Here is a 25,250-nt window from a genome sequence, read left to right as displayed (position 1 = left end):
GTGTGGTCCACACCCGTGGAAAGCGAGGCAGGCACCGATGTCCGAGCAGAGCCCGCTCGAACTGGCCGACGGCGACCCCTTCGGCCCGCACAACCTCCCGTACGGCGTCTTCACCACTGCCGACGAGCCCGAACGCCGCAGGCTCGGCGTGCGGATCGGCAACCATGTGCTCGACGCCGGGGCGGCGGCCCGGGCGCTCGGCTCCCCTTACGCCGGACTGCTCGACCAGCCCCATCTGGGCCCGCTGCTGGCCGCCGGGCGCAGCACCTGGCGGGACGTCCGCCGGGCGCTGACCGCCTGGGTCACGGTGCCCGCGCACCGGACGGCGGTGGAGCCGCTGCTGCACCGGCTCGGTGACATCACCCTGCACCTGCCCTACGAGGTGGCCGACTACGTCGACTTCTACGCGAGCGAGCACCACGCCACCAACGTCGGCCGCATCTTCCGCCCCGACGGCGAGCCGCTGACGCCCAACTGGAAGCACCTGCCCATCGGTTACCACGGGCGCGCGGGGACCCTGGTCGTCTCCGGGACCGACGTGGTGCGCCCCTCCGGGCAGCGCAAGGCCCCCTCCGACCCGGCGCCGGTGTTCGGGCCGTCGGTGAAGCTGGACATCGAGGCGGAGGTCGGCTTCCTCGTCGGCACGCCCTCGGAACTCGGCTCCCCGGTCCCCCTGGAGCGCTTCGAGGACCATGTCTTCGGCCTGTTCCTGCTGAACGACTGGTCGGCGCGCGACCTCCAGGCCTGGGAGTACGTGCCGCTCGGCCCCTTCCTGGGCAAGTCCTTCGCCACCTCGGTCTCCCCCTGGGTCACGCCGCTGGAGGCCCTGGAGGACGCCCGCACCGCGCCGCCCGCCCGGGACGTGCCCCTGCTGCCGTACCTGGACGACTCCGCGGAGGAGCGGCCCGGCGGCTTCGACCTGCACATGGCCGTGGCGATCAACGGCACGGTGGTGGCCGAGCCGCCGTTCGCGTCCATGTACTGGACCGCCGCGCAGCAGCTCGCCCACATGACGGTCAACGGCGCCTCCCTGCGCACCGGGGACGTGTACGCCTCCGGCACCGTCAGCGGCCCCGGGAAGCACCAGCGCGGCTCGCTGCTGGAGCTGACCTGGAACGGCCGGGACGCCCTGGAACTGGCCGAGGGGAAGCGGACCTTCCTGGAGGACGGCGACGTGGTGACGATGACCGCCTGGGCCCCGGGCCCGGACGGCGTCCGGGTCGGCCTCGGCGAGGTCACCGGGCGGATCGTCCCCTCCCCCCGCTAGGTCGCGCCTGTCCGCCCGCGGGGCCGCGGCCCCGCGGGCGGCACGGCACGCATCGGCGACGTGGCCCCGGCACCCCCGGCTCAGGGGTACCGGGGCCACAGGCACCTCCGGGGGGCTGCACCTGCCACGCCGCGGAGGCGCCCTGGGCGGCACGGCGCCGGCGCGTGCCGTGCCGCCCGGGAGGCGGCCGCGCCGGGAGGGCGCGGCCGCGCGGACCGTCCGGTCCCCGGGGAGGCGCCGAGGGCGCGCCCGGGACCGGGTCCTCAGCCGGGGCGGACCCCGGGGGCGATCAGGCGACCCGCCACAGCGCGGGCACCGCCGGCGGTTGCCAGCCCGGCTGGGCGAGGTGCCCCTGGAGGCACACATAGGCCGTGCCGCCGTAGGTCACCCGGTCGCCCGCCGCGTAGGTGGTGCCGGCCGCCCAGGTGCCGCCGGGCGGCTGGGTGGTGGGGCTTCCGGTCGGCGTGGGGCCCGGGCCCTGAGGGACGTTGAGCACGAAGTCGAACGCCGCCTCCCTGCTGCCGCCCGCGTCCCGGACGGTCATCAGCAGGCGCGGGTCGTAGAGGGAGTCGGTGTTGTTGCGCGGCTCGCCGGGGAAGTAGAGCTGGGTCGTCAGCACCGGGCGCCCGGGGGCCTGCGCCTTCACGTGGATGTGCCGGGTCCGCCCCGGGTAGAGGCCCGGGACGACGGTGGTGAGGCGGAACATGCCCTGGGCGTCGGTGTACTGGTGGCCGCGGAAGCGGAAGCCGGTGTTGTCGTAGGCGCCGTTGACGTCCGCCTGCCAGAAGTCCAGCAGGACCCCGCTGATCGGGCGGCACCCGAGACCGAAGACATAGCCCGACACCGTCAGGCGGGTTCCCGGGGTGCCGGGCTCCAGCAGCGAGGTGCGGCGCGGGGAGTTGGGCTTGAAGTAGGGGCCCTCCATCTGCGGTGGCGTCGGGTCGTCGCCGTCGTCGCAGGCGGGGGTCGCCTCGGGTGCGGTGCCGTCGGCGGCCGCGGTGCGGGCGAGGGCGGGCACGCCCATGAAGGCCAGGGGTGCCGCGACCGCGGCGGCCGCGGCCGCGCGCAGCACGGTCTTGCGGCTCGGGTGGGGCGAGGACGCGTCCCGCGCTCCGGTGGTCTCCTCACCGGGCGCGGTCCCGCCCGGGGTGGTCTCGCCGTCCATGGCTGCTCCTTGTGGGGGCTGGGGGATCGCCAACGAACCTAGGCCCGGGCGGCGGGGCGATCGATGGACGGAACACGGGGCTCGTGGTGAATACCGCCGTGGCGCGTGCCGCCGCCCCGCCGGAAGTCCCCGGGGCTGAGCCCCGTCTCCCGCCGGAAGAAGCGGCAGAAGTAGGCGGGATCGGTGAAGCCGACCCGTCCGGCGACCTGCCGGACCGTCAGATCGGTGCGGACGAGGAGGCGTTTGGCCTCGTGGGTGCGGGCGGCGCGCACCAGCTGACCGGGGGTGCGCCCGGTGGCCGCCTTGACCGCCTCGGTGAGGTAGCCCGGGGTGACGCCGATGCGCCGGGCGCAGTCGCCCACGGACCAGCTCCCCGGCTCGGGCTCGGGGCCCCCGATCAGGCGGGCGAACTCCTCGGCCACCGCGGCGGCGCGGCCCGGGGGTGCCGGGGCGGCCCGCACCGGGCGCCGGGGCATCCGGGCCGCGCGCACCACCAGGACGTGGAGCAGGGCCCGCAGGACGGAGTCGAAGCCCTCGGCGGCCCGGAGGTACTCGCCGGAGAGCTCCTGGAGCAGCCGGGCGGTCCCCTCGTGCGCGGCGGGGCCGAGCCCGAGCCAGGGGCCCCGGGAGAGGCGCAGCAGCAGGTCCCGGTCGCCGGGGTGGTCGAGCAGGAAGTCCTCGGTGAAGAGCACCACCGAGCCGTCCAGCCCCCGGGCGTCCTCCCAGTGGTGCACCTGGCCGGGGGCGATGACGCACAGGTGGGGCGGCTCCAGCTCCCAGCGGGCCAGGTCGACGACGTGCGCGCCGCGGCCCGTGGTGACGTGGACGATCTCCCAGAAGGTGTGGCGGTGGGGGAAGTCCGCCCGGGACATGGGGCCGATGGTGTCGAAGGTGCCGATCGCGAAGGGCATGGCGTTCGGCAGCGCGACCTCCAGCCGGTGCATGGGCAGCACGCCCTCCCGGGGCGCGTCGCAGGGGGTTCCCGGTAACACGGTGGTGCCGCGCATCGCCTCTCCTCGTCCTCTCGCAGGAAACCGGATGTCAGGTCCAGACCAATCGGTGCCGCGCCACCCTGCCATGCGGAGGCGCCCGGCGGAACGGCGCGCACCCGTCGCGTCAACGCACCGACCCTCCGTACACACGTCCGTGGGGCTACGGACGCCCCGTTCCCCGTCGACCTGGACCTCACGGCGATCACCGCCGAGCGGGGCGGGGCCCGGCCCTGAGGCCCGCGGGCGCACGGCGAAGGGTCCGGCCCCCTCCCGGGGACCGGACCCTTCGCCGTCGGAGCGGCGCGGCGCTCAGCGCACGAACACGCCCGCCTGACCGGCCAGGTCGAGGAAGTACTGCGGCGCCACGCCCAGCACCAGCGTCACCGCGACGCCGACCCCGATCGTGGTCATCGTCAGCGGCGAGGGCACCGCCACCGTCGGCCCCTCGGGCTTGGGCTCGCTGAAGAACATCAGCACGATGACCCGGATGTAGAAGAACGCGGCGATCGCCGAGGAGATCACACCGACCACGACCAGTTCGCCCGCGCCGCCCTCCGCCGCCGCCTTGAACACGGCGAACTTGCCCGTGAAGCCGGAGGTCAGCGGAATGCCCGCGAAGGCCAGCAGGAAGACCGCGAAGACCGCCGCCACCAGCGGCGAACGCCGCCCGAGCCCGGCCCACTTGGACAGGTGGGTGGCCTCGCCGCCCGCGTCGCGCACCAGGGTGACGACGGCGAAGGCGCCGATGGTCACGAAGGAGTAGGCGAGCAGGTAGAACAGCACCGAGGAGATGCCCTCGGGCCGCATCGCGATCACACCGGCGAGGATGAAGCCCGCGTGGGCGATGGAGGAGTAGGCCAGCAGCCGCTTCACGTCGGTCTGGGTGATGGCGACGATCGCACCGCCGAGCATGGTGACGATGGCCACGCCCCACATGACCGGCCGCCAGTCCCAGGCCAGACCCGGGAGGACCACGTACAGCAGCCGCAGCAGGGCGCCGAAGGCGGCGATCTTGGTGGCCGCGGCCATGAAGCCGGTGACCGGGGTCGGCGCACCCTGGTAGACGTCGGGCGTCCACATGTGGAAGGGCACGGCGCCGACCTTGAACAGCAGGCCCATCAGCAGCAGCGCACCGCCGACGAGCAGCAGCGCGTCGTTGCCCATGGTGTCGGCGAGCGCCGGGTCGATGGTGCGGACGCTGCCGTCGACGACCTCGGCGATCCGCGCGTAGGACACCGAGCCGGCGTACCCGTAGAGCAGCGCGATGCCGAAGAGCATGAACGCCGAGGAGAAGGCGCCGAGCAGGAAGTACTTGACCGCGGCCTCCTGCGACAGCAGCCGCTTGCGGCGGGCCAGCGCGCACAGCAGGTACAGCGGCAGGGAGAAGACCTCCAGCGCGATGAAGAGGGTCAGCAGGTCGTTGGCCGCGGGGAAGACCAGCATCCCGGCGACGGCGAACAGGCTGATGGGGAAGACCTCGGTGGTGGTGAACCCCGCCTTCACGGCGGCCTTCTCCTGGTCGCTGCCGGGTACCGCGGCGGCCATCGCGGCGAAGGAGTCGGCCCGGCCGCCGTCCCCCGCCGGGTCCAGCCGGCGCTCTGCGAAGGTGAAGACCGCGACCACCGAGGCCAGCAGGATGGTGCCCTGGAGGAACAGGGCGGGGCCGTCGACGGCGATGGCGCCCATGGCGGCGATCTGCGCCTTGGTGGTGGCGTACCCGCCCGCGGCGAGGCCGACGACCGCGGCGAAGGCGGCCGCGAGGGCGACCACCGTCAGGAAGAGCTGGGTGTGGTAGCGGGCCCGGCGGGGGACGAAGGCCTCCACCAGGATGCCCACCACGGCGGCGCCGACCACGATCAGCACCGGCGCCAGCTGGGCGTACTCGATGTGGGGTGCGGGGATCGAGCCGATCGGCTCGACCTCCGCAGCCGTCGTCCACAGGCTGTGGACAGCTGTAGCGCTCACTTGGCCGCCTCCACCTCGGGCCGGGGGTCCTGCTTCTGTACGTCGGACATCGTGTGCTCCACGGCCGGGTTGACGATCTCGGTGACCGGCTTCGGGAACACGCCCAGGAAGAGCAGCAGCGCGATCAGCGGTGCCACCACGGCCAGTTCACGCGCCTTCAGGTCCGGCATGGCCCGCAGCTCCTCCTTGACCGGGCCCGTCATGGTGCGCTGGTAGAGCACCAGGGTGTAGAGGGCGGCCAGCACGATGCCGGTGGTGGCCACGATCCCGGCGACGGGGTAGACGGAGAAGGTGCCCACCAGGACCAGGAACTCGCTGACGAACGGGGCCAGGCCGGGCAGCGACAGGGTGGCCAGGCCCCCGATGAGGAAGGTCCCGGCCAGCACCGGCGCCACCTTCTGCACACCGCCGTAGTCGGCGATCAGGCGCGAGCCGCGCCGCGAGATCAGGAACCCGGCGACCAGCATCAGCGCGGCGGTCGACAGGCCGTGGTTGACCATGTAGAGCGTGGCGCCGGACTGGCCCTGGCTCGTCATCACGAAGATGCCGAGGACGATGAAGCCGAAGTGCGAGACCGAGGCGTAGGCCACCAGGCGCTTGATGTCCCGCTGGCCGACGGCCAGCAGCGCGCCGTAGACGATGCTCACCAGGGCCAGCACCACGATCACCGGGGTGGCCCACTGGGACGCCTCCGGGAAGAGCTGGAGGCAGAAGCGCAGCATCGCGAAGGTGCCGACCTTGTCGACCACCGCGGTGATCAGCACGGCCACCGGTGCGGTGGCCTCGCCCATCGCGTTCGGCAGCCAGGTGTGCAGCGGCCACAGCGGGGCCTTCACCGCGAAGGCGAAGAAGAAGCCGAGGAACAGCAGCCGCTCGGTGGTGGTCGCCATCTCCAGCTCGCCGCTCGCCCGCGCCGCGGCGATCTCCGAGAGCGAGAAGCTCCCCGCGACCACGTAGAGCCCGATGACCGCGGCCAGCATGATCAGGCCGCCGACGAGGTTGTACAGCAGGAACTTCACCGCGGCGTAGGAGCGCTGGGCCGCCGCGTGCTCCTCGGTGCCCGCGTGGGCGCGGTCGCCGAAACCGCCGATGAGGAAGTACATCGGGATGAGCATGGCTTCGAACAGGATGTAGAAGAGGAAGACGTCGGTGGCCTCGAAGGAGAGGATCACCATCGCCTCGACCATCAGGATCAGGGCGAAGAAGCCCTGGGTGGGCCGCCAGCGCCTGGAGCCGGCCTCCAGCGGGTCGGCGTCGTTCCAGCCGGCCGCGATCACGAAGGGGATCAGCAGCGCGGTGAGCGCCACCATCACCACGCCGATGCCGTCGACGCCGAGTTCGTAGCGGACGCCGAAGTCGGCGATCCAGGCGTGCGACTCGGTGAGCTGGTAGCGGTCGCCGCCGGGCTCGAAGCGGGCGAGCACCACCCCCGCGAGGACGAGCGTCCCCAGGGAGAACAGCAGCGCCGTCCACTTGGCCGCCGTCCTGCGGGCGGCCGGCACGGCCGCGGTGGCGATCGCGCCGACCGCGGGCAGCACCGCCGTGGCGGTCAGGATCGGGAATGACATGTCAGACCGCCCTCATCAGCAGGGTCGCGGCGACCAGGATCGCCGCACCGCCGAACATCGAGACCGCGTAGCTGCGGGCGTAGCCGTTCTGCAGCCTGCGCAGCCTGCCGGACAGGCCGCCGAAGCCGGCGGCCGTGCCGTTGACCACGCCGTCGACCAGGGTGTGGTCGACGTACACCAGGGACCGGGTCAGGTGCTCGCCGCCGCGGACCAGGACCACGTGGTTGACGTCGTCCTGGTACAGGTCCCGGCGGGCGGCCCGGGTGAGGAGCGAGCCGCGCGGCGCCTCCACGGGCACCGGTCGCCGCCCGTACATCGCCCAGGCGACCGCGGCGCCGGCCAGCAGGACCACCACGGTGGCGGTGGTGATGGCCGGGACGCTGATGACCGGGTGGGGGTGCTCGAACTCGGTGACGGGTGCGAGCCAGTTGACGAAGCGGTCGCCGACGGCGAAGAAGCCGCCCGCGAAGACCGAGCCGAAGGCCAGCACGATCATCGGGATGGTCATGGACTTCGGGGACTCGTGCGGGTGCGGCTCCTTGCCCTCCGCGTCCGGCTGCCAGCGCTTCTCCCCGAAGAAGGTCATGATCATCACGCGGGTCATGTAGAACGCGGTGATCCCGGCGCCCAGCAGGGCGACACCGCCGAAGATCCAGCCGCGGACGCCGTCGTCGTAGGCGAAGGCCGCCTCGATGATCTTGTCCTTGGACCAGAAGCCGGACAGGCCCGGGAAGCCGATGATGGCCAGGTAGCCCAGGCCGAAGGTGACGAAGGTGACCGGCATGTACCTGCGCAGGCCGCCGTAGCGGCGCATGTCGACCTCGTCGTTCATGCCGTGCATGACCGACCCGGCGCCCAGGAACAGCCCGGCCTTGAAGAAGCCGTGGGTGACCAGGTGCATGATGGCGAAGGCGTAGCCGATCGGGCCGAGGCCCGCGGCCAGCACCATGTAGCCGATCTGGGACATCGTCGAACCGGCCAGCGCCTTCTTGATGTCGTCCTTGGCGCAACCGACGATCGCACCGAAGAGCAGCGTGACGGCGCCGACGATCACGACCGCGAGCTGCGCGTCCGGTGCGGCGTTGAAGATCGCCCCGGAGCGGACGATCAGGTACACGCCCGCCGTCACCATGGTGGCCGCGTGGATCAGGGCGGAGACCGGGGTCGGGCCCTCCATCGCGTCGCCCAGCCAGGACTGCAGCGGCACCTGGGCCGACTTGCCGCACGCGGCGAGCAGCAGCATCAGGCCGATCGCGGTCAGCGTCCCCTCGGAGGCGCCGTCCACCGAGGACAGCACCGGGCCGAAGGCGAAGGTGCCGAAGGTGGTGAACATCAGCATGATCGCGATCGACAGTCCGACGTCGCCGACGCGGTTGACCAGGAAGGCCTTCTTGGCGGCCGTGGCCGCGCTCGGCTTGTGCTGCCAGAACCCGATCAGCAGGTAGGACGCCAGGCCGACGCCCTCCCAGCCGACGTACAGCAGCAGGTAGTTGTCGGCGAGCACCAGCAGCAGCATCGCCGCGAGGAACAGGTTCAGGTAGCCGAAGAAGCGGCGGCGCCGCTCGTCGTGCTCCATGTACCCGATGGAGTAGAGGTGGATCAGGGTGCCCACGCCGGTGATCAGCAGGACGAAGGTCATCGACAGTTGGTCCAGGCGGAAGGCCACGTCCGCCTGGAAGCCCTCGACCGGGATCCAGCTGTAGAGCGTGCTGGTCAGGGTGCGCTCCTCGGCGCCCTTGCCCAGCATGTCGGCGAAGAGCACCGCGCCGACCACGAAGGAGGCGGCGGCGAGCACGGTGCCGAGCAGGTGCCCGGTCCCGTCCAGGCGCCGGCCGCCCAGCAGGAGCACCACGGCTCCGAGCAGGGGCGCCGCGACGAGCAGCGCGATCAGGTTCTCCACGATTCGTCCGTCCCCTTACAGCTTCATCAGGCTGGCGTCGTCGACCGAGGCCGAGTGGCGGGAACGGAAGAGCGACACGATGATCGCGAGCCCGACCACGACCTCCGCCGCGGCGACGACCATCGTGAAGAACGCGATGATCTGGCCGTCGAGGTTGCCGTGCATCCGGGAGAAGGCGACCAGGGCGAGGTTGCAGGCGTTGAGCATCAGCTCGATGCACATGAACACCACGATCGCGTTCCGCCGGATCAGCACGCCGGTGGCGCCGATGGTGAACAGCACCGCCGCCAGATACAGGTAGTTGACCGGATTCACCGCGTGGCCTCCTGTCCGTCCCGGTCGTGCTCGGCCCGGTCGCGGCCGAGCCGCTGCTCGGAGCGCTGCTCCAGGGCCTTGAGGTCCTCCATCGCCTCCCGGGACACGTCCCTGACCTGGCCGCGCTCCCGCAGCGTCCTGCTGACGCTGAGCTCGGAGGGGGTGCCGTCGGGCAGCAGGCCCGCGATGTCCACCGCGTTGTGCCGGGCGTAGACGCCCGGTGCCGGCAGCGGCGGCAGGTGCTTGCCCTCGCGGACGCGCTGCTCGGCCAGCTCCCGCTGGGTGCGGGCCCGCTCGGTGCGCTCGCGGTGGGTGAGCACCATGGCGCCGACGGCCGCGGTGATCAGCAGCACGCCGGTGATCTCGAAGGCGAAGACGTAGCGGGTGAAGATGAGGGCCGCCAGGCCCTCCACGTTCCCGCCGCGGGCGGTGTTGGCGGCGCCGAGGCCGTTGAAGTTCCGCAGCGCCGCGTTGCCGATCCCGGCGACCAGCAGCACGCCGAAGCCGAGCCCGCACAGGGCGGCGAGCCAGCGCTGGCCCTTGATGGTCTCCTTCAGCGAGTCGGCGGCGGTGACGCCGACCAGCATGACCACGAAGAGGAACAGCATCATGATCGCGCCGGTGTAGACGACGATCTGGACGACGCCCAGGAAGTAGGCGCCGTTCGCCAGGTAGAACACGGCGAGGACGATCATCGTGGCGGCGAGGCAGAGGGCGCTGTGCACGGCCCGCCGCATCAGGACGGTGCACAGCGCGCCGACCACGGCGACCGTGCCCAGGATCCAGAACTGCACGGCCTCGCCGGTGGAGGTGGCGTAGGCGGCGAGGGTGCTCACGCGTCCACCTCCTCGTCCTTCGGCCGCTCCTCGGCGGAGACGGCCCGCTGGCGGACGGTTCCGGGGGCGGCCTCGGTGACCAGTCCCCGGTAGTAGTCCTGCTCGTCGGTGCCGGGGTGGATGGCGTGCGGCGTGTCGACCATGCCGTCCTCCAGCCCGGCGAGCAGCTGCTCCTTGGTGTAGATGAGGTTCTCGCGGCTGCTGTCGGCGAGTTCGAACTCGTTGGTCATCGTCAGCGCGCGGGTGGGGCACGCCTCGATGCAGAGGCCGCACAGGATGCAGCGGGCGTAGTTGATCTGGTAGACGCGGCCGTAGCGCTCGCCCGGGGAGTAGCGCTCCTCCTCGGTGTTGTCCGCGCCCTCCACGTAGATGGCGTCGGCCGGGCAGGCCCACGCGCACAGCTCGCAGCCGACGCACTTCTCCAGTCCGTCCGGGTGCCGATTGAGCTGGTGGCGGCCGTGGAAGCGCGGCGCCGTGACCTTCTGCTGCTCCGGGTACTGCTCGGTCAGCCGCTTCTTGAACATGGCCTTGAAGGTCACGCCGAAGCCGGCGACGGGGTTCTGGAACGAGCTCCGGGATTCCTCAGACACCGTCAGCCTCCTTTCCGTCCTGGGGACCATCACTGTCGGGTCGCGGTGCGCCGCTGGCGATCAGCTCGCGGTCGCCGCGCGGGCGCCTGCGCGGCACCGGTGGCAGTTCCTGCCCGGGCAGCGGCGGCACGGGGAAGCCGCCGGCCATCGGGTCGAAGGGCCCTGCCTCCGCGGCGCGCGCCGCCTCGGCCTCCTTCTCCCTGCGGCCGCGGAAGACGTCCGCGACGAGGGAGAGCAGCAGCACCGCGATCACGGCGCCCGCCACATAGAGCACGATCTGCTGGAACTCGTAGTTCTCGTTCCGCAGGGCCCGCACGGTGGCGACCAGCATCAGCCACACCACGGAGACCGGGATGAGGACCTTCCAGCCGAGCCGCATCAGCTGGTCGTAGCGGACGCGTGGCAGGGTGCCGCGCAGCCAGATGAAGAAGAAGAGCAGCAGCTGCACCTTGAGGACGAACCAGAGCATCGGCCACCAGCCGTGGTTCGCGCCCTCCCAGAAGGCGGAGACCGGGTAGGGGGCCCGCCAGCCGCCCAGGAACAGGGTCACGGCGACGGCGGAGACGGTGACCATGTTGACGTACTCGGCCAGCATGAACATCGCGAACTTGATGGAGCTGTACTCGGTGTTGAAGCCGCCGACGAGGTCGCCCTCGGACTCCGGCATGTCGAACGGCGCCCGGTTGACCTCGCCGACCATGGTGACGATGTAGATGAGGAAGGACACCGGCAGCAGCAGCACGAACCAGCGGTCCTCCTGCGCGTCCACGATCGCCGAGGTGGACATCGACCCGGAGTACAGGAAGACGGAGGCGAAGGCCGCCCCCATCGCGATCTCGTAGGAGATCATCTGCGCGCAGGAGCGCAGGCCGCCCAGCAGCGGGTAGGTCGAGCCGGAGGACCAGCCCGCGAGGACGAGGCCGTAGATCCCGACGGAGGCGACCGCCAAGAGGTACAGCACCGCGATCGGCAGGTCGGTGAGCTGCATCGTGGTGCGCTGGCCGAAGATCGAGACCTCGTTGCCCGCCGGCCCGAAGGGGATGACGGCGATGGCCATGAACGCCGGGATGGCCGCGACGATCGGCGCGAGGACGTAGACCACCTTGTCCGCGCGCTTGACGACCACGTCCTCCTTGAGCATCAGCTTCATGCCGTCGGCGAGCGACTGGAGCAGCCCCCAGGGGCCGTGCCGGTTGGGGCCGATGCGCAGCTGCATCCAGGCGACGACCTTGCGCTCCCACACGATGGAGAACAGCACGGTCAGCATCAGGAAGGCGAAGCAGAACACCGCCTTGATCAGGACGAGCCACCACGGGTCGCGGCCGAACATCGACAGGTCCTCCAACGCGAGGACGCCGTGGTGTGCTTCGGCCGCATGAGCCAGGTCGATCATGCGCGCACCTCCGGTGCGGGGGCGGGCGGTACGGCGCCCGGCGGGACGGCGGGGGTCGAGGGCCCGGTCGGCCGTGCGGTGCCGCGCGGGGGCACGGCGGCCGGACGGCGGGGGCCGCGGGCGGTCATGACCGCACCTCGCCGGGCTCCGGCGCGGCCCCGGCGGCGGGTGCCACGCGGACCAGTTCGCCCGGGCGGGCTCCGGTGCCGTCGGTGACGCCGCCGCCGACGGAGTTCATCGGCAGCCACACCACCCGGTCGGGCAGTTCCTCGGTGACGGCGAGCGGCAGGCGGACGGACCCGGCGGGCCCGGACACCTCCAGCTCGTCCCCGTCCCGCACGCCCGCCTCGGCGGCGGTGGCGGGCGACAGCCGGGCGAGGGCCGGGTGCCGGGTGCCGGCCAGCGCCTCGTCGCCCTGCTGGAGCAGGCCGTGGTCGAGCAGCAGCCGGTGCCCGGCGAGGACGGCCTCGCCCTCGGCGGGCCGCGGCAGCGGCCGCCCGGACTCGGCGGGCTCGGCGGCCCGGGGCCCGTCCCAGCGGCCGAGCCGGTCCATCTCCGCGCGGACGGCCCTGAGGTCGGGGAGCGCGAAGTGGACGTCGAGGGCGTCGGCGAGCATATGGAGCACCCGGGTGTCGGAGGGCGCCAGGCGGCGGGTCATCTGCTCGGGCTTGAGCGCGGCCTCGAACATCCGCACCCGCCCCTCCCAGTTGAGGAAGGAGCCCGCCTTCTCGGCGACCGCCGCCACCGGCAGGACCACGTCGGCCCGCTCGGTGACCTCGCTGGGCCGCAGCTCCAGGCTGACCAGGAAGCCCACCGCGTCCAGCGCCTCGCGGGCCCGCGCCGGGTCCGGCAGGTCGGCGACCTCGACGCCGGCGACCAGCAGGGCGGCGAGTTCGCCGGTGGCCGCGGCGGTGAGGATCTGCCCGGTGTCCCGGCCGTAGCGGTGGGGCAGTTCGCGCACCCGCCACGCCTCGGCCGTCTCCTCCCGCGCCCGGGGGTCGGTGGCCGGGCGACCGCCCGGCAGCAGCGAGGGCAGCGCCCCCGCCTCGACGGCCCCGCGCTCACCGGCGCGGCGCGGGATCCACACCAGGCGGGCCCCGGTCGCGGCGGCGGTGCGCAGGGCGGCGGTCAGCGCGCCGGGCACCCCGGCGAGGCGCTCCCCGACGAGGAGCACGGAACCCTCGGCGCGCAGTGCCTCGGCGGCCTCGGCGCCCCGCTCGTCCAGGCCCACGCCGGAGGCGAGCGCGTCCAGCCACTCGGTCTCGGTGCCCGGGGCGGCGGGCAGCAGGGTGCCGCCCGCCTTGGTCAGGCCCCGGGTGGCGTGGGTGGCGAGGGCGAAGGTCCGCTGCCCGTGCTTGCGGCGGGCCTTGCGCAGCCGGAGGAAGACGCCGGGGGCCTCCTCCTCCGCCTCCAGCCCGGCGAGCAGCACCGCGGGGGCCTGCTCCAGGGCGCTGTACGTGACCGCGTCGCCGGAGAGGTCCCGTCCCCGCCCGGCGACGTGCGCGGCGAGGAAGTCGGCCTCCTCAGCGGAGTGCGCCCGCGCACGGAAGTCGATGTCGTTGGTGTCGAGGGCGACCCGCGCGAACTTGGCGTAGGCGTAGGCGTCCTCGACGGTGAGCCGGCCGCCGGTCAGCACGGCGGCCCGGCCGCGGGCCGCGCCCAGCCCCTCGGCGGCGGCCCGCAGCGCCTCCGGCCAGCTCGCGGGCTCCAGTTCGCCGGACTCCCCGCGCACCAGCGGGGTGGTGAGCCGGTCGCGCTGCTGGGCGTAGCGGAAGCCGAAGCGGCCCTTGTCGCAGACCCACTCCTCGTTGACCTCGGGGTCCTCGGCGGCCAGCCGCCGCATCACCTTGCCGCGCCGGTGGTCGGTGCGGGTGGCGCAGCCGCCGGCGCAGTGCTCGCAGACGCTCGGCGAGGAGACCAGGTCGAAGGGGCGGGAGCGGAACCGGTAGGCGGCCGAGGTCAGCGCGCCCACCGGGCAGATCTGGATGGTGTTGCCGGAGAAGTACGACTGGAAGGGGTCGCCCTCGCCGGTGCCGACCTGCTGGAGGGCCCCGCGCTCGACCAGCTCGATCATCGGGTCCCCGGCGATCTGCTGGGAGAAGCGGGTGCAGCGCGCGCACAGCACGCAGCGCTCGCGGTCCAGCAGCACCTGGGTGGAGAGGGGGACCGGCTTCTCGTAGGTGCGCTTGCGCCCCTCGAAGCGGGACTCGGCCTGGCCGTGCGAGACGGCCTGGTTCTGCAGCGGGCACTCGCCGCCCTTGTCGCAGACCGGGCAGTCCAGCGGGTGGTTGATCAGCAGCAGCTCCATCACGCCCTGCTGCGCCTTCTCGGCGACGGGCGAGGTGAGCTGCGAGCGGACCACCATGCCGTCGGTGCAGGTGATGGTGCAGGAGGCCATCGGCTTGCGCTGGCCCTCCACCTCGACGATGCACTGGCGGCAGGCGCCGGCCGGGTCGAGCAGCGGGTGGTCGCAGAACCGGGGGATCTCGATGCCGAGCTGCTCGGCGGCGCGGATGACCAGCGTCCCCTTGGGGACGGAGATCTCGACGCCGTCGATCGTCAGGGTGACGAGGTCCTCCGGCGGGACGGCGCCCTGGCCGCCGCCGGAGGGCGCACTGGTCGTGACGGTCATGCGTTCACCTCAGCATCCATGCCGTTCCGGCCCGCCCAGGCCGTGGACTTCGCCGGGTCGAAGGGGCAGCCCTTGCCCGTGATGTGCTGCTCGTACTCCTCGCGGAAGTACTTCAGCGAGGAGAAGATCGGCGAGGCGGCGCCGTCGCCGAGGGCGCAGAACGACTTGCCGTTGATGTTGTCGGCGATGTCGTTGAGCTTGTCGAGGTCGTCCATGGCGCCCTTGCCGGCCTCGATGTCGCGCAGCAGCTGGACCAGCCAGTAGGTGCCCTCCCGGCAGGGGGTGCACTTGCCGCAGGACTCGTGCGCGTAGAACTCGGTCCACCGGGTGACGGCGCGGACCACGCAGGTGGTCTCGTCGAAGCACTGGAGGGCCTTGGTGCCGAGCATCGACCCGGCGGCGCCGACGCCCTCGTAGTCGAGGGGGACGTCGAGGTGCTCGTCGGTGAACATCGGCGTGGAGGAGCCGCCCGGGGTCCAGAACTTGAGCCGGTGCCCGGGCCGCATCCCGCCGCTCATGTCGAGGAGCTGGCGCAGGGTGATGCCGAGGGGGGCCTCGTACTGGCCGGGCGAGGCGACATGGCCGCTGAGCGAGTAGAGCGTGAAGCCGGGGGACTTCTCGCTGCCCATGGACCGGAACCAGTCCTTGCCCCGGTGCAGGATCGCGGGAACCGAGGCGATCGACTCGACGTTGTTCACCACGGTGGGGCAGGCGTACAGACCGGCGACCGCGGGGAAGGGGGGCCGCAGCCGGGGCTGGCCGCGGCGTCCTTCGAGGGAGTCCAGCAGGGCCGTCTCCTCGCCGCAGATGTAGGCGCCCGCGCCCGCGTGCACGGTCAGTTCGAGGTCGAGGCCGCTGCCGAGGATGTCGGTGCCGAGGTAGCCCGCCTCGTACGCCTCGCGGACGGCCTCGTGCAGCCTGCGCAGCACGGGCACGACCTCGCCGCGCAGGTAGACGAAGGCGTGGCGGGAGCGGATCGCGTAGCAGGCGATCACGATGCCCTCGATGAGGGAGTGCGGGTTGGCGTAGAGCAGCGGGATGTCCTTGCAGGTCCCGGGCTCCGACTCGTCGGCGTTGACCACCAGGTAGTGGGGTTTGCCGTCGCCCTGCGGGATGAACTGCCACTTCATCCCGGTGGGGAAGCCCGCGCCGCCGCGGCCGCGCAGGCCGGAGTCCTTGACGTAGGCGATCAGGTCGTCGGGGTTCATGGCGAGCGCCTTGCGCAGGCCCTGGTAGCCGTCGTGCCGGAGGTAGGTCTCCAGGGTCCAGGACCCGGGCTCGTCCCAGAAGGCCGAGAGCACGGGGGCGAGCAGCTTCTCCGCGTTGTGCTCGCCGCCGGTGCCGGGCCGTCCCCCGTGCTGGGTGGACACGGTCATCACTCCCCCTCCTCGCCGGCGGGTCCGGCCGGGTGCTCCGGGTCGGATGCGGACGTCTGCTGCGGCGCGTCGTGCGAGCCGAGGTGCTCGGACCCGGGCTGCGGGCTGTCGGCGGGCGCCTCGCCGCGCGGGTGGACCACGCGGGCGGGGGCGCTCTCGCCCCGGGCCAGGCGCAGGCCGACGAGGGAGGCGGGGCCCGCGCCGCCGCCGGCCTCGACGGCGCCGGGGCGCTCGTCGGGGAAGCCCGCCAGGATGCGGGAGGTCTCCTTGAAGCTGCACAGGGTCGCCCCGCGGGTGGGGGTGACGGGGCGCCCGGCGCGCAGGTCGTCGACGAGCCGCCTGGCCGAGTCGGGGGTCTGGTTGTCGAAGAACTCCCAGTTGACCATCACCACGGGGGCGAAGTCGCAGGCTGCGTTGCACTCGATGTGCTCCAGCGTGACGGCGCCGTCCTCGGTGGTCCCGCCGTTGCCGACCCCGAGGTGCTCCTTGAGCTCCTCGAAGATCGCGTCGCCGCCCATCACCGCGCACAGGGTGTTGGTGCAGACGCCGACCTGGTAGTCGCCGGACTCCTTGCGGCGGTACATGGAGTAGAAGGTGGCGACCGCGGTGACCTCGGCGGTGGTGAGGTCGAGCAGCTCGGCGCAGAAGCGCATCCCGGTGCGGGAGACGTAGCCCTCCTCGGACTGCACCAGGTGCAGCAGCGGCAGCAGCGCGGAGCGCGAGTCGGGGTAGCGGGCGATGACCTCGCGCGCGTCCGCCTCCAGCCGGGCGCGCACGTCCGCGGGGTAGTCGGGTGCGGGCAGCTGCGGCATGCCCAGCGATACGTCCGTCATCGGTCGACGCCTCCCATCACGGGGTCGATGGACGCGACGGCGACGATCACGTCGGCGACCTGGCCGCCTTCGCACATGGCCGCCATGGCCTGGAGGTTGGTGAAGGAGGGGTCGCGGAAGTGGACCCGGAAGGGCCGGGTGCCGCCGTCGGAGACGACGTGCACGCCGAGTTCGCCCTTGGGGGACTCGACGGCCGCGTACGTCTGCCCGGCCGGGACCCGGAAGCCCTCGGTCACCAGCTTGAAGTGGTGGATCAGGGCCTCCATGGAGGTGCCCATGATCTTCTTGATGTGGTCGAGGCTGTTGCCCAGGCCGTCGGGGCCGAGCGCGAGCTGGGCGGGCCAGGCGATCTTCTTGTCGCCGACCATGACCGGGCCGGGCTCCAGCCGGTCGAGGCACTGCTCGACGATCCGCAGCGACTGGCGCATCTCCTCCAGCCGGATCAGGAAGCGGCCGTAGGAGTCGCAGGTGTCGGCGGTCGGGACCTCGAAGTCGTAGGTCTCGTAGCCGCAGTAGGGGTCGGTCTTGCGCAGGTCGTGCGGGAGGCCCGCGGAGCGCAGGATCGGCCCGGTGGCGCCGAGCGCCATGCAGCCGGTGAGGTCGAGGTACCCGATGTCCTGCATGCGGGCCTTGAAGATCGGGTTGCCGGTGGCGAGCTTGTCGTACTCCGGCAGGTTCTTCTTCATGGTCTTCACGAACTCGCGCAGCTGGTCGACCGCGCCCGGGGGCAGGTCCTGGGCGAGGCCGCCGGGCCGGATGTAGGCGTGGTTCATGCGCAGGCCGGTGATCAGCTCGTAGAGGTCGAGGATCAGCTCGCGGTCGCGGAACCCGTAGATCATGATGGTGGTGGCGCCGAGCTCCATGCCGCCGGTGGCGATGCACACCAGGTGGGAGGAGAGGCGGTTGAGCTCCATCAGCAGGACGCGGATGACGCTGGCGCGGTCCGGGATCTGGTCCTCGATGCCGAGGAGCCGCTCCACGCCGAGGCAGTACGCCGTCTCGTTGAAGAACGGCGTCAGGTAGTCCATGCGCGTCACGAAGGTGGTGCCCTGGGTCCACGTCCGGTACTCGAGGTTCTTCTCGATGCCGGTGTGGAGGTAGCCGATTCCGCAGCGGGCCTCGGTCACCGTCTCGCCGTCGATCTCCAGGATCAGCCGGAGCACGCCGTGGGTGGACGGGTGCTGGGGGCCCATGTTGACGACGATCCGCTCGTCGTCGGCCCTGGCCGCGGAGCGGGCGACCTCGTCCCAGTCGCCGCCGGTGACGGTGTAGACGGTGCCCTCGGTGGTCTCGCGGGGGCTGGCGGGTGGTGTGGTCACGAGTACGACCTCCGCTGGTCCGGAGCCGGGATCTGGGCGCCCTTGTACTCGACGGCGATGCCGCCGAGGGGGTAGTCCTTGCGCTGCGGGAAGCCCTGCCAGTCGTCCGGCATCATGATCCGGGTGAGGGCGGGGTGCCCGTCGAAGACCAGGCCGAAGAAGTCGTACGCCTCCCGCTCGTGCCAGTCGTTGGTCGGGTAGACCGGCACCAGCGACGGGATGTGCGGGTCGCCGTCGGGGGCGGAGACCTCTAGCCGGATCAGCCGGCCGTGGGTGAGCGAGCGCAGGTGGTAGACCGCGTGGAGCTCGCGGCCGGTGTCGTGCGGGTAGTGCACCCCGCTGACGCCCGTGCACAGCTCGAAGCGGAGCGCGGGGTCGTCGCGCAGTGTGCGGGCCACGCGCACCAGGTGTTCGCGGGCGATGTGGAAGGTCAGCTCGCCGCGGTCGACGACCGTCCGCTCGATGGCGTTCTCCGGGAGGAGGTCCTGCTCCTCCAGCGCCCCTTCGAGTTCGTCGGCGACCTCGTCGAACCAGCCCCCGTAGGGGCGGCTGGACGCGCCGGGCAGGCGCACGGAGCGCACCAGCCCGCCGTAGCCGGAGGTGTCCCCTCCGTCGCCGGCGCCGAACATGCCGCGCTGGACGCGGATCTCCTCGCCGCCTTCGCCCCGCTGCCCGGGGAGGTTCTGCTCGGAGAGCTCCTTCTCCGGGTTCGGTTCGTCGCTCACCGCAGCAGCCCCTTCATCTCGATGGTCGGAAGGGCCTTCAGCGCGGCTTCCTCCGCCTCGCGGGCCGCTTCCTCCGCGTTCACGCCGAGCTTGGAGGACTGGATCTTCTGGTGGAGCTTGAGGATCGCGTCCATCAGCATCTCGGGGCGCGGCGGGCAGCCGGGCAGATAGATGTCGACGGGGACAATGTGATCAACACCCTGCACAATCGCGTAATTGTTGAACATTCCGCCCGATGAGGCGCAGACGCCCATGGAGATCACCCACTTGGGGTTGGGCATCTGGTCGTAGACCTGCCGCAGGACGGGCGCCATCTTCTGGCTCACCCGCCCGGCGACGATCATCAGGTCGGCCTGGCGCGGCGAGCCGCGGAAGACCTCCATGCCGAAGCGGGCCAGGTCGTAGCGGCCGGCGCCCGTGGTCATCATCTCGATGGCGCAGCAGGCGAGGCCGAAGGTCGCGGGGAAGACGGACGACTTGCGCACCCAGCCCGCGGCCTGTTCGACGGTGGTCAGCAGGAAGCCGCTCGGCAGCTTCTCCTCGAGTCCCATGAGAGTGCCCCTTCGTCCCTCAGTCCCATTCCAGGCCGCCGCGCCGCCACACGTAGGCGTAGGCGACGAAGACGGTGAGCACGAAGAGCAGCATCTCCACGAGCCCGAAGATCCCCAGGGCGTCGAAGCTGACGGCCCAGGGGTAGAGGAAGACGATCTCGATATCGAAAATGATGAAGAGCATCGCCGTCAGGTAGTACTTGATCGGGAAGCGGCCGCCTCCGGCCGGTACGGGCGTCGGCTCGATGCCGCACTCGTACGCTTCAAGTTTCGCCCGGTTATACCTTTTTGGGCCGATAAGCGTGGCCATGACCACGGAGAAGATCGCAAACCCTGCCCCGAGGGCGCCGAGCACAAGGATGGGCGTGTAGGCATTCACCCTCCCCGCTCCTTCCAGTCGTCCTTGACCGTTGGACCGCACCGGGCAAGCGCTGCGCCGCCTCGAAGATCGTGCACATGTGAGGCAGTTCACAAGCCCGACTGCCCCGCATCCTATGCCCGTCGGTCTGTGATCTGCGACACGGGGTCCGGCATCGAGTTTGTGATCTCCACCACCCGACGAAGGATCATGAAGCCACCGGACCCATGATCTTCGTACGCGAAGCTCACGGATGATCACCAGACGTGACAAGCGACCTCGTTACCGCTGGTCGGGGCGGTGTCGCCTCTATCAAGCCATGGCCTGTACAAGCAAATTGGCGAGGGGTGGCACAGCGGTGGTAAAGGACTGCGCCTCACCCGGTCGTGGGACGCGGCGGACCGCAGTGGACACGTGCACCGGTTCACGAGCCCCCGGACCGTCTCCCGATGGTGACCGCCCTGTGACCTGCACCACGTATCGGGAGCGGGCGGAAAAGAGGGCTTGGCCATCGGCCTGAAGCGGTGGTAAGCGTCCGGCAATTCGGACCTTTTATTCAAAGCCCATGATCACAGGCTTGATCATGCTTGCCCGATTTGCCCGATACGGCGTCAATAAAGGGCCGCCGGGGACGGATTCACCGGTTCCGGTGGCAACTGTGGTGCAGCCCACGTTTCTTGAAGGGAACCATCGGGCCCTGATAGCGGTGGTGTCCATGTCCCACACCGCTCACATACCCAGCCACCGGAAGCCCCGCCGCGGCGGCTCGCGCAGCGCGCTCCGCGCCGGAGTTGCCGGTGGCTTCCTCAGCACCATCGCCGTGGCCGGCGCCTCCGGTCCGGCCCACGCCGAGCCGGTGACCGAGACCATCGAGATGCCGGTCCTCACCTCGGCGGACCTCTCGGCCCACGTCGCCCAGGCGGCCGCCGCCACCCAGGAGATCGCGCTCGACGCCGAGCTCCAGGCCCAGGAGGACGCCGCCGCCCTCAAGGCGTCCAAGGAGGCCAAGAAGGCCAAGGCCGAGGCCGACCGCGAGGCCGAGGCGAAGAAGAAGGCCGAGGAGAAGGCCCGCGCCGACGCCGAGGCCGCCGAGGCCGCGGCCGCCCAGGAGCGCGCCAGCCGCAGCACCGAGCGCACCACGCTCTCCACGACCGCGAGCACCGCCTCCGCGCCGTCCTCCCAGACCGCCTCCGCCCCGGCGAGCGGCTCCGCCGGCACCGTCGTGGCCTTCCTCAAGGCCCAGCTCGGCGACGCCTACGTCATGGGCGCCTCGGGCCCCAACGCCTGGGACTGCTCCAGCCTGGTCCAGGCCGCCTTCCGCCAGGTCGGCATCGACCTGCCCCGCGTCTCCCAGGACCAGTCGGTCGCCGGCACCCAGGTCGGCACCTCCAACCTCCAGGTCGGCGACATCCTCTACTGGGGCGCCGCGGGCTCGGCGTACCACGTCGGCGTCTACATCGGGGACGGCAAGTACCTGGACGCGGCCAACCCGAGCAAGGGCGTCGTCATCCAGGACCTGTCCGGCTACCCGGCCACGGGCGCGGTCCGGGTCCTCTGACCCACCGCCCTCCCTGCTGCCACAGGGCCGCCGCCCCGGAGGGGGGCGGCGGCCCTGTGGGCTTTTCGGAAAGAAAACGCCTCGTTGAGGCTCTTTCATCCTGAATAGTCGCAGGTCATGGGTGTGTGGATGGCTCGGACGATGGTGCCGATACGCTGTGTTGAACATTGAGCTCGCCGTAGTAGTCGCCAGGACTTCAGCTGTGCGAAGGCCCGCTCACCCGGAGTTCTCAACCAGGCATGGTTCCGGTTGAACTACTTGTCGTGCTCGGGCTGTTCGCGGTGGTGGTCGTACGGGGTACGGAAGGTGGCGCTGGCGCCCTGATAGTCGCGGTCCGCCAGGACGAGGGTCTGCCGGGTGCGGCAGGCCTGGACGATGACGTGAGCCCGGGCCGCGGTCAGGTCGTGGTTCCTGCCGGGATCGCGCGGGAGAACCGGAGCGGTGTGCCGTCGGGACGGACGATGACCTGCACGATCAGGCCATGCCTACGATGCTTCATCGAGTAGTACGGTTCGTCCGCGCGGATCCGGTCGGTGGGGATCAGCGTGCCGTCAACGATGACGTGGTCGCCTTCGCCGAGGCCCGTGAGGGCTCGTGGAGGCCGGGTGCCCAGTCGGCCAGGAGGTCCAAGGTCTTGCCGACGTACCGCCAGGCGGTGGCCCGGGATATCCCGAAACCAGCCATACATCACCCGCCCGCCGGGCCCTGGCTCAGCCTCGGCAGCGACGCCGGTCCCTGCGACCGCAGGGCACGCGGCCGCCCTCGTCCCACGTCCGCCGCCACCGCTGCACCGATCGGACACTGACCCGCAGGCCCTTGGCGATCGCCGAGTTCGCCTCGCACCGGGCGAACCGCTCCGCCGCCTGGAGCCGTAACTCCTCGCGGAACTGCTGGCGTTCGGCGGTGAGCCCGCCCCCTTGTGGGTACCGCATGCCTCGCTGATACCTCAGCGGACGACCAGTCGTCAGCCCCTACGACACCACAAGTTCAATCTCAGTACTTCGACTGCCCGCACGTCCGCTACGTCTTGGGCGAGAACCCCATGAGTTCCTGAGCAGCATGCGGAACACTAGCCACGCCCCACCGGGTAGCGCCTCGATGAGCTGACTCTTCACCTTGAGTCGGAACTGACCTGTCATTCTTTGCATACCCCTCGCTACCGAGCTCCGGCTGACCGAGGGCGTTCCATCCATTCAACGGCAACTCAACACCCAGAACAGCTGAACCAGGCTGGCCCCTCAAGGCGACACTCGGCTCTTGGGCCACCCAGTCCAACCAGCCCAAAAGCACGAAAACGGTCCACCGACTCCGTCGGCGGACCGTCACGAAAATTCAAGGTCAGCGGAGTGCGATAAAAATTCCCCCTGTGACCGCCGCCGCACCAGCGATCGTGAAGGCTGTTCCCAGAATACGTGCCACAATCCGGGTTTCCCTCTCTCCGCGCGGAGAGAATCCTGTAACTGAACGGATCTTGTTTATTACTCCCGGATTTGTCGCGCTAACCAGGAACCAGATTCCCACGGACGCGAAGAACAGCCCAGCAGTGAACAACAGGAGCATTTGCCCCCCTACCGAGAGCGGCTCTTTAGCAAGATCGTTCACGCTTCCTCCTTTAAAAGATGCTTTCACCATTCACCAACCCACGTATAGGCAGGCCCCCTGAAAAATCGGCAACGAGAACGTCGCTGCCAACTCCGATCTCCAATTCTCCTACCAGCGACCCGTTTTCCTTGCGGGCACCGCCCGTTCCCCATGCGAAATGCCCACTGATAGGAGCACCAACGCTGACCTCGAATCACCCACTTTGACACTTCAACCTCTGAAGGATTGAAAGCAGCTTCGCCTCTCCCCCTCGTTCACCCCACGAGATCAGGCGCTCGAGTGCACTCCGATAGGCTGCTTCAATATCTCCAAGTGAAACGACTTCATCCAAGATGATCTGCCCCAGGCACTCTCCAGCAGACTCATCCCAGTAGTCCCTAAGAGCAGTAGCCCGCACCTGCATCGCCTCTCCCGAACTGACAGCAGGTGAGAATTTAACGAAATACGGCCCCTCGAAGAAGTACGCATCTGCAGCCTCGCCAGCTCGAGCCATCTCAATAGCAGACCCGAGCGACCCAAGGACTGAGATTGGCGAGTCCGCCCATCGCCCACCGGGAAAGCTCTCGCCGTTCAACGTGATCCACACTTCCCCCGTAACAAAGGTAGGGTCCGACGAGTCAATCCCAAGGGAATCGACGTTTAGCCTGATATCGAACACCACTCCCCCACCCTCCCCCTTGAGAACCTAACGACACATTCATGCAACTGAACTACCCATAAGGATAGATCGACGACATAACGCCACCACCGCGCGGAACCTGAACGCGAACGTCTCTGCCATTCACTCCTCTTAGGGCAGCCGAGCCGCGCACCGTCGGGCAATTTCACACAAGGATCGCAGTCGACCCGGCCATCACATAATACGCGCGCTACGCGAAGCCTTCGATCTTCTTTTCGCAGGTCAAGCGCAGTTTGCTGGTCCGGTGAGGTGCATGAGTGTCCGGGGTTGTTGCCGTCGCTACTGCCGTCAGCCGGTTCAGCCCAGGTACGGCTTCTCGCGGTGTTCCAGGAAGTGCTGGAGCCTGAGTCCTTGGGTGTGGTGCATCGGCAACCGCTCGATCTCTTCCGGCGGCACGAACCGGAGCTCGGTGGACTCGTCGGAGATCTCCAGCTGGCCGCCGATGATGCGGGCAGTGAAGCAGACGTTGAACTGTCGGCGGACCTCGCCGTCGGTGTAGGCGATGATGTGCTTCGGGTCGGTGTAGGTGCCGACCAGGCCGGTGATCTCGACGTCGAGGCCGGTCTCTTCCTTGACCTCTCGGACGGCGGTGCCGGGCAGGGAGTCGGTGAGGTCCATGCCTCCGCCGGGCAGTGCCCACAGGTCGTTGTCGCGGCGGCGCTGGAGGAGGATGCGGCCGTGGTCGTCGGTGACGACGGCGGATGCGGCGACGACCATGCTGTTCGGCTTGGGCGCGTTCGGGTCGTCGTAGTACTCGGTGCGGGCCACGGTCAGCCTTCCTCTCGTACGTGCGTCGCGGTCGCCCACACGGCGTTGAAGCTCTCGGCGTAGGTGTCGAACATGCCGCCTGTCTCGTGACGGCGGAGATGCCATACGGGGGCGGCGTAGGCGTTGATGCCCCAGACGTGGGCGTTGACGAGTTGCTGGTCGTCGGCGCGGTAGAGGGAGTTGTAGAGCGTGGTGCTGTGGGTGCGGACTTCGATGCCCGGGGTTGCGGCGAGGGGTCTGTAGTGCATGAGTGCGAGGCGGCAGCGGGATTCGATGCCGTGGCCGAACCGCTCCTCCTTGCCGCGGGCTTGGACGGTGTCGCTGTCGGGGTCCCCGATCGCGATGCGGACGGTGCAGCCTGCGGCGGCGCGTTCGGTGAGGAGTTCGTTCAGCCGCGGGTACGCCTCGTGGAGGAAGACGGCTGCGTAGACGAGGATGTCGATCCGTTCCCGGGCCTGGGCCATCAGGTCGGTGAACGTCGAGACGGGGATGTCGGCGCGCTGCTCGTAGAGCGCGACCAGTTCGGGGCTGATGGCGCGGGCGGGGCGGGCTTGGCGGAGCGCCGGCCAGAGTGCGTGCACGTCTTCTCCCAGTGCTTTGGCTGCCTGGAGGGCTGTTGCACGGCGTGGGGTGCGCCCGAGGTTCACCCAGCGCTCGACCGACTTGGGGTCGACCTCGACCTGCTGAGCGAGTGCGGCGTATGTCCAGCCTCCGTCCACCATGACGGCTCGTAGTCTCTCGTTCGGCACGCGTCTCCCCTTTTCCTCTCAGGACGGCACCAGGGACGTTCTACAGGGTGCGGGACGTCCCAAAGTGGGGTTTGGCGGAGGTTCCTTCGTCCCGGTGACCGGCGTGAGG

At 70.5% G+C, this 25,250-nt stretch carries 23 protein-coding genes and 1 pseudogene; 2 read left to right on the top strand and 22 right to left on the bottom strand.

All coding sequences use genetic code 11. The features are described 5' to 3' along the window. Positions 1–37 precede the first annotated feature (37 nt). Positions 38–1,267, top strand: coding sequence for a fumarylacetoacetase (fahA, locus tag ACGF15_RS16475; RefSeq protein ID WP_392799627.1), 1,230 nt, complete (start codon positions 38–40; stop codon positions 1,265–1,267). A 289-nt stretch (positions 1,268–1,556) separates the two neighbouring features. On the opposite strand, the gene ACGF15_RS16470 is transcribed toward fahA, so the two are convergent. From ACGF15_RS16470 to ACGF15_RS16395, 16 genes are all read right to left on the bottom strand, one after another. Further along, entirely contained in the window at positions 1,557–2,432 is an 876-nt protein-coding gene (locus ACGF15_RS16470; RefSeq protein ID WP_392799624.1) for a carbohydrate-binding protein, read from the bottom strand. A gap of 38 nt (positions 2,433–2,470) precedes the next feature. Further along, positions 2,471–3,439, bottom strand: coding sequence for an AraC family transcriptional regulator (locus ACGF15_RS16465; RefSeq protein WP_392799621.1), 969 nt, complete (start codon positions 3,437–3,439; stop codon positions 2,471–2,473). A gap of 294 nt (positions 3,440–3,733) precedes the next feature. Beyond that, positions 3,734–5,389: an NADH-quinone oxidoreductase subunit NuoN gene (gene nuoN / locus ACGF15_RS16460; RefSeq protein WP_345614418.1), complete on the bottom strand. Its 1,656-nt coding sequence runs from the start codon at positions 5,387–5,389 to the stop codon at positions 3,734–3,736. Next, complete coding sequence (locus ACGF15_RS16455) at positions 5,386–6,957, bottom strand: NADH-quinone oxidoreductase subunit M (protein WP_256525371.1); 1,572 nt, start codon at positions 6,955–6,957, stop codon at positions 5,386–5,388. Before ACGF15_RS16455 ends, nuoN begins: the two co-directional genes overlap by 4 nt. A gap of 1 nt (position 6,958) precedes the next feature. Beyond that, positions 6,959–8,857 (bottom strand): NADH-quinone oxidoreductase subunit L, encoded by a 1,899-nt coding sequence (gene nuoL, locus ACGF15_RS16450; RefSeq protein ID WP_345614417.1) that lies wholly within the window; start codon positions 8,855–8,857, stop codon positions 6,959–6,961. A 15-nt stretch (positions 8,858–8,872) separates the two neighbouring features. Next, positions 8,873–9,172: an NADH-quinone oxidoreductase subunit NuoK gene (gene nuoK, locus ACGF15_RS16445; RefSeq protein WP_345614416.1), complete on the bottom strand. Its 300-nt coding sequence runs from the start codon at positions 9,170–9,172 to the stop codon at positions 8,873–8,875. Next, complete coding sequence (locus ACGF15_RS16440; protein ID WP_345614415.1) at positions 9,169–10,008, bottom strand: NADH-quinone oxidoreductase subunit J; 840 nt, start codon at positions 10,006–10,008, stop codon at positions 9,169–9,171. Before ACGF15_RS16440 ends, nuoK begins: the two co-directional genes overlap by 4 nt. Continuing rightward, positions 10,005–10,628, bottom strand: coding sequence for an NADH-quinone oxidoreductase subunit NuoI (nuoI, locus tag ACGF15_RS16435; RefSeq protein ID WP_345614414.1), 624 nt, complete (start codon positions 10,626–10,628; stop codon positions 10,005–10,007). The genes ACGF15_RS16440 and nuoI overlap by 4 nt, the downstream gene beginning before the upstream one ends. Beyond that, entirely contained in the window at positions 10,591–11,991 is a 1,401-nt protein-coding gene (gene nuoH, locus ACGF15_RS16430) for an NADH-quinone oxidoreductase subunit NuoH (RefSeq protein WP_362610553.1), read from the bottom strand. The genes nuoI and nuoH overlap by 38 nt, the downstream gene beginning before the upstream one ends. Positions 11,992–12,115: 124 nt before the next feature. Further along, a complete protein-coding gene (locus ACGF15_RS16425) occupies positions 12,116–14,623 on the bottom strand; it encodes an NADH-quinone oxidoreductase subunit G (protein WP_392799614.1) in 2,508 nt (835 codons plus the stop codon). Further along, entirely contained in the window at positions 14,620–15,999 is a 1,380-nt protein-coding gene (gene nuoF / locus ACGF15_RS16420; protein WP_392799611.1) for an NADH-quinone oxidoreductase subunit NuoF, read from the bottom strand. Before nuoF ends, ACGF15_RS16425 begins: the two co-directional genes overlap by 4 nt. Next, on the bottom strand, positions 15,999–16,832 hold the full coding sequence (gene nuoE, locus ACGF15_RS16415; RefSeq protein ID WP_362613645.1) for an NADH-quinone oxidoreductase subunit NuoE: 834 nt from the start codon (positions 16,830–16,832) through the stop codon (positions 15,999–16,001). The genes nuoF and nuoE overlap by 1 nt, the downstream gene beginning before the upstream one ends. Then, a complete protein-coding gene (locus ACGF15_RS16410; RefSeq protein WP_256525363.1) occupies positions 16,829–18,151 on the bottom strand; it encodes an NADH-quinone oxidoreductase subunit D in 1,323 nt (440 codons plus the stop codon). The genes nuoE and ACGF15_RS16410 overlap by 4 nt, the downstream gene beginning before the upstream one ends. Further along, positions 18,148–18,876: an NADH-quinone oxidoreductase subunit C gene (locus ACGF15_RS16405; RefSeq protein ID WP_345614410.1), complete on the bottom strand. Its 729-nt coding sequence runs from the start codon at positions 18,874–18,876 to the stop codon at positions 18,148–18,150. Before ACGF15_RS16405 ends, ACGF15_RS16410 begins: the two co-directional genes overlap by 4 nt. Continuing rightward, positions 18,873–19,427 carry an NADH-quinone oxidoreductase subunit B family protein gene (locus ACGF15_RS16400; RefSeq protein WP_018528252.1) on the bottom strand — a complete coding sequence of 185 codons (555 nt, stop codon included), beginning with the start codon at positions 19,425–19,427 and terminating at the stop codon, positions 18,873–18,875. Before ACGF15_RS16400 ends, ACGF15_RS16405 begins: the two co-directional genes overlap by 4 nt. A 19-nt stretch (positions 19,428–19,446) precedes the next feature. Continuing rightward, positions 19,447–19,806, bottom strand: a complete 360-nt coding sequence (locus tag ACGF15_RS16395) for an NADH-quinone oxidoreductase subunit A (protein WP_256525361.1) — start codon at positions 19,804–19,806, stop codon at positions 19,447–19,449. Positions 19,807–20,500: 694 nt separating this feature from the next. On the opposite strand from ACGF15_RS16395, the gene ACGF15_RS16390 reads away from it, so the two are divergent. Then, the gene (locus ACGF15_RS16390) at positions 20,501–21,343 is read left to right on the top strand and encodes a C40 family peptidase (protein WP_256525360.1); all 843 of its coding nucleotides are present in this window, start codon (positions 20,501–20,503) and stop codon (positions 21,341–21,343) included. Positions 21,344–21,438: 95 nt separating this feature from the next. On the opposite strand, the pseudogene ACGF15_RS16385 reads toward ACGF15_RS16390, so the two are convergent. The 6 genes and pseudogenes from ACGF15_RS16385 to ACGF15_RS16360 all read right to left on the bottom strand — a co-directional run. Then, positions 21,439–22,024 (bottom strand): annotated as a pseudogene (locus tag ACGF15_RS16385) (transposase family protein); the annotation flags it as partial. A 29-nt stretch (positions 22,025–22,053) separates the two neighbouring features. After that, positions 22,054–22,275, bottom strand: a complete 222-nt coding sequence (locus ACGF15_RS16380; protein ID WP_392799606.1) for a helix-turn-helix domain-containing protein — start codon at positions 22,273–22,275, stop codon at positions 22,054–22,056. A 406-nt stretch (positions 22,276–22,681) separates the two neighbouring features. Beyond that, entirely contained in the window at positions 22,682–22,945 is a 264-nt protein-coding gene (locus ACGF15_RS16375) for a hypothetical protein (protein ID WP_392799603.1), read from the bottom strand. Between the two features lie 193 nt (positions 22,946–23,138). Beyond that, positions 23,139–23,603, bottom strand: coding sequence for a hypothetical protein (locus ACGF15_RS16370; RefSeq protein WP_392799600.1), 465 nt, complete (start codon positions 23,601–23,603; stop codon positions 23,139–23,141). A 318-nt stretch (positions 23,604–23,921) separates the two neighbouring features. After that, positions 23,922–24,392: an NUDIX domain-containing protein gene (locus tag ACGF15_RS16365; RefSeq protein ID WP_392799597.1), complete on the bottom strand. Its 471-nt coding sequence runs from the start codon at positions 24,390–24,392 to the stop codon at positions 23,922–23,924. A 2-nt stretch (positions 24,393–24,394) separates the two neighbouring features. Beyond that, on the bottom strand, positions 24,395–25,114 hold the full coding sequence (locus tag ACGF15_RS16360) for an XRE family transcriptional regulator (protein ID WP_392799938.1): 720 nt from the start codon (positions 25,112–25,114) through the stop codon (positions 24,395–24,397). Positions 25,115–25,250 lie beyond the last annotated feature (136 nt).

Source organism: Streptomyces sp. NPDC048001 (assembly GCF_043203115.1).
Lineage (GTDB): Bacteria > Actinomycetota > Actinomycetes > Streptomycetales > Streptomycetaceae > Streptomyces > Streptomyces sanyensis.
Note: the sequence above shows the minus strand (reverse complement) of the source record. Positions and strands in the feature narration are given on the sequence as shown.

Bases quoted from the DNA above. Each gene is read 5' to 3' on its own strand.
- fahA (WP_392799627.1), top strand. From the start codon at position 38: ATGTCCGAGCAGAGCCCGCTCGAACTGGCCGACGGCGACCCCTTCGGC.
- ACGF15_RS16470 (WP_392799624.1), bottom strand. From the start codon at position 2,432: ATGGACGGCGAGACCACCCCGGGCGGGACCGCGCCCGGTGAGGAGACC.
- ACGF15_RS16465 (WP_392799621.1), bottom strand. From the start codon at position 3,439: ATGCGCGGCACCACCGTGTTACCGGGAACCCCCTGCGACGCGCCCCGG.
- ACGF15_RS16455 (WP_256525371.1), bottom strand. From the start codon at position 6,957: ATGTCATTCCCGATCCTGACCGCCACGGCGGTGCTGCCCGCGGTCGGC.
- nuoI (WP_345614414.1), bottom strand. From the start codon at position 10,628: ATGGTCCCCAGGACGGAAAGGAGGCTGACGGTGTCTGAGGAATCCCGG.
- nuoH (WP_362610553.1), bottom strand. From the start codon at position 11,991: ATGATCGACCTGGCTCATGCGGCCGAAGCACACCACGGCGTCCTCGCG.
- ACGF15_RS16425 (WP_392799614.1), bottom strand. From the start codon at position 14,623: ATGACCGTCACGACCAGTGCGCCCTCCGGCGGCGGCCAGGGCGCCGTC.
- nuoF (WP_392799611.1), bottom strand. From the start codon at position 15,999: ATGACCGTGTCCACCCAGCACGGGGGACGGCCCGGCACCGGCGGCGAG.
- nuoE (WP_362613645.1), bottom strand. From the start codon at position 16,832: ATGACGGACGTATCGCTGGGCATGCCGCAGCTGCCCGCACCCGACTAC.
- ACGF15_RS16400 (WP_018528252.1), bottom strand. From the start codon at position 19,427: ATGGGACTCGAGGAGAAGCTGCCGAGCGGCTTCCTGCTGACCACCGTC.
- ACGF15_RS16390 (WP_256525360.1), top strand. From the start codon at position 20,501: ATGTCCCACACCGCTCACATACCCAGCCACCGGAAGCCCCGCCGCGGC.
- ACGF15_RS16380 (WP_392799606.1), bottom strand. From the start codon at position 22,275: ATGCGGTACCCACAAGGGGGCGGGCTCACCGCCGAACGCCAGCAGTTC.
- ACGF15_RS16360 (WP_392799938.1), bottom strand. From the start codon at position 25,114: ATGGTGGACGGAGGCTGGACATACGCCGCACTCGCTCAGCAGGTCGAG.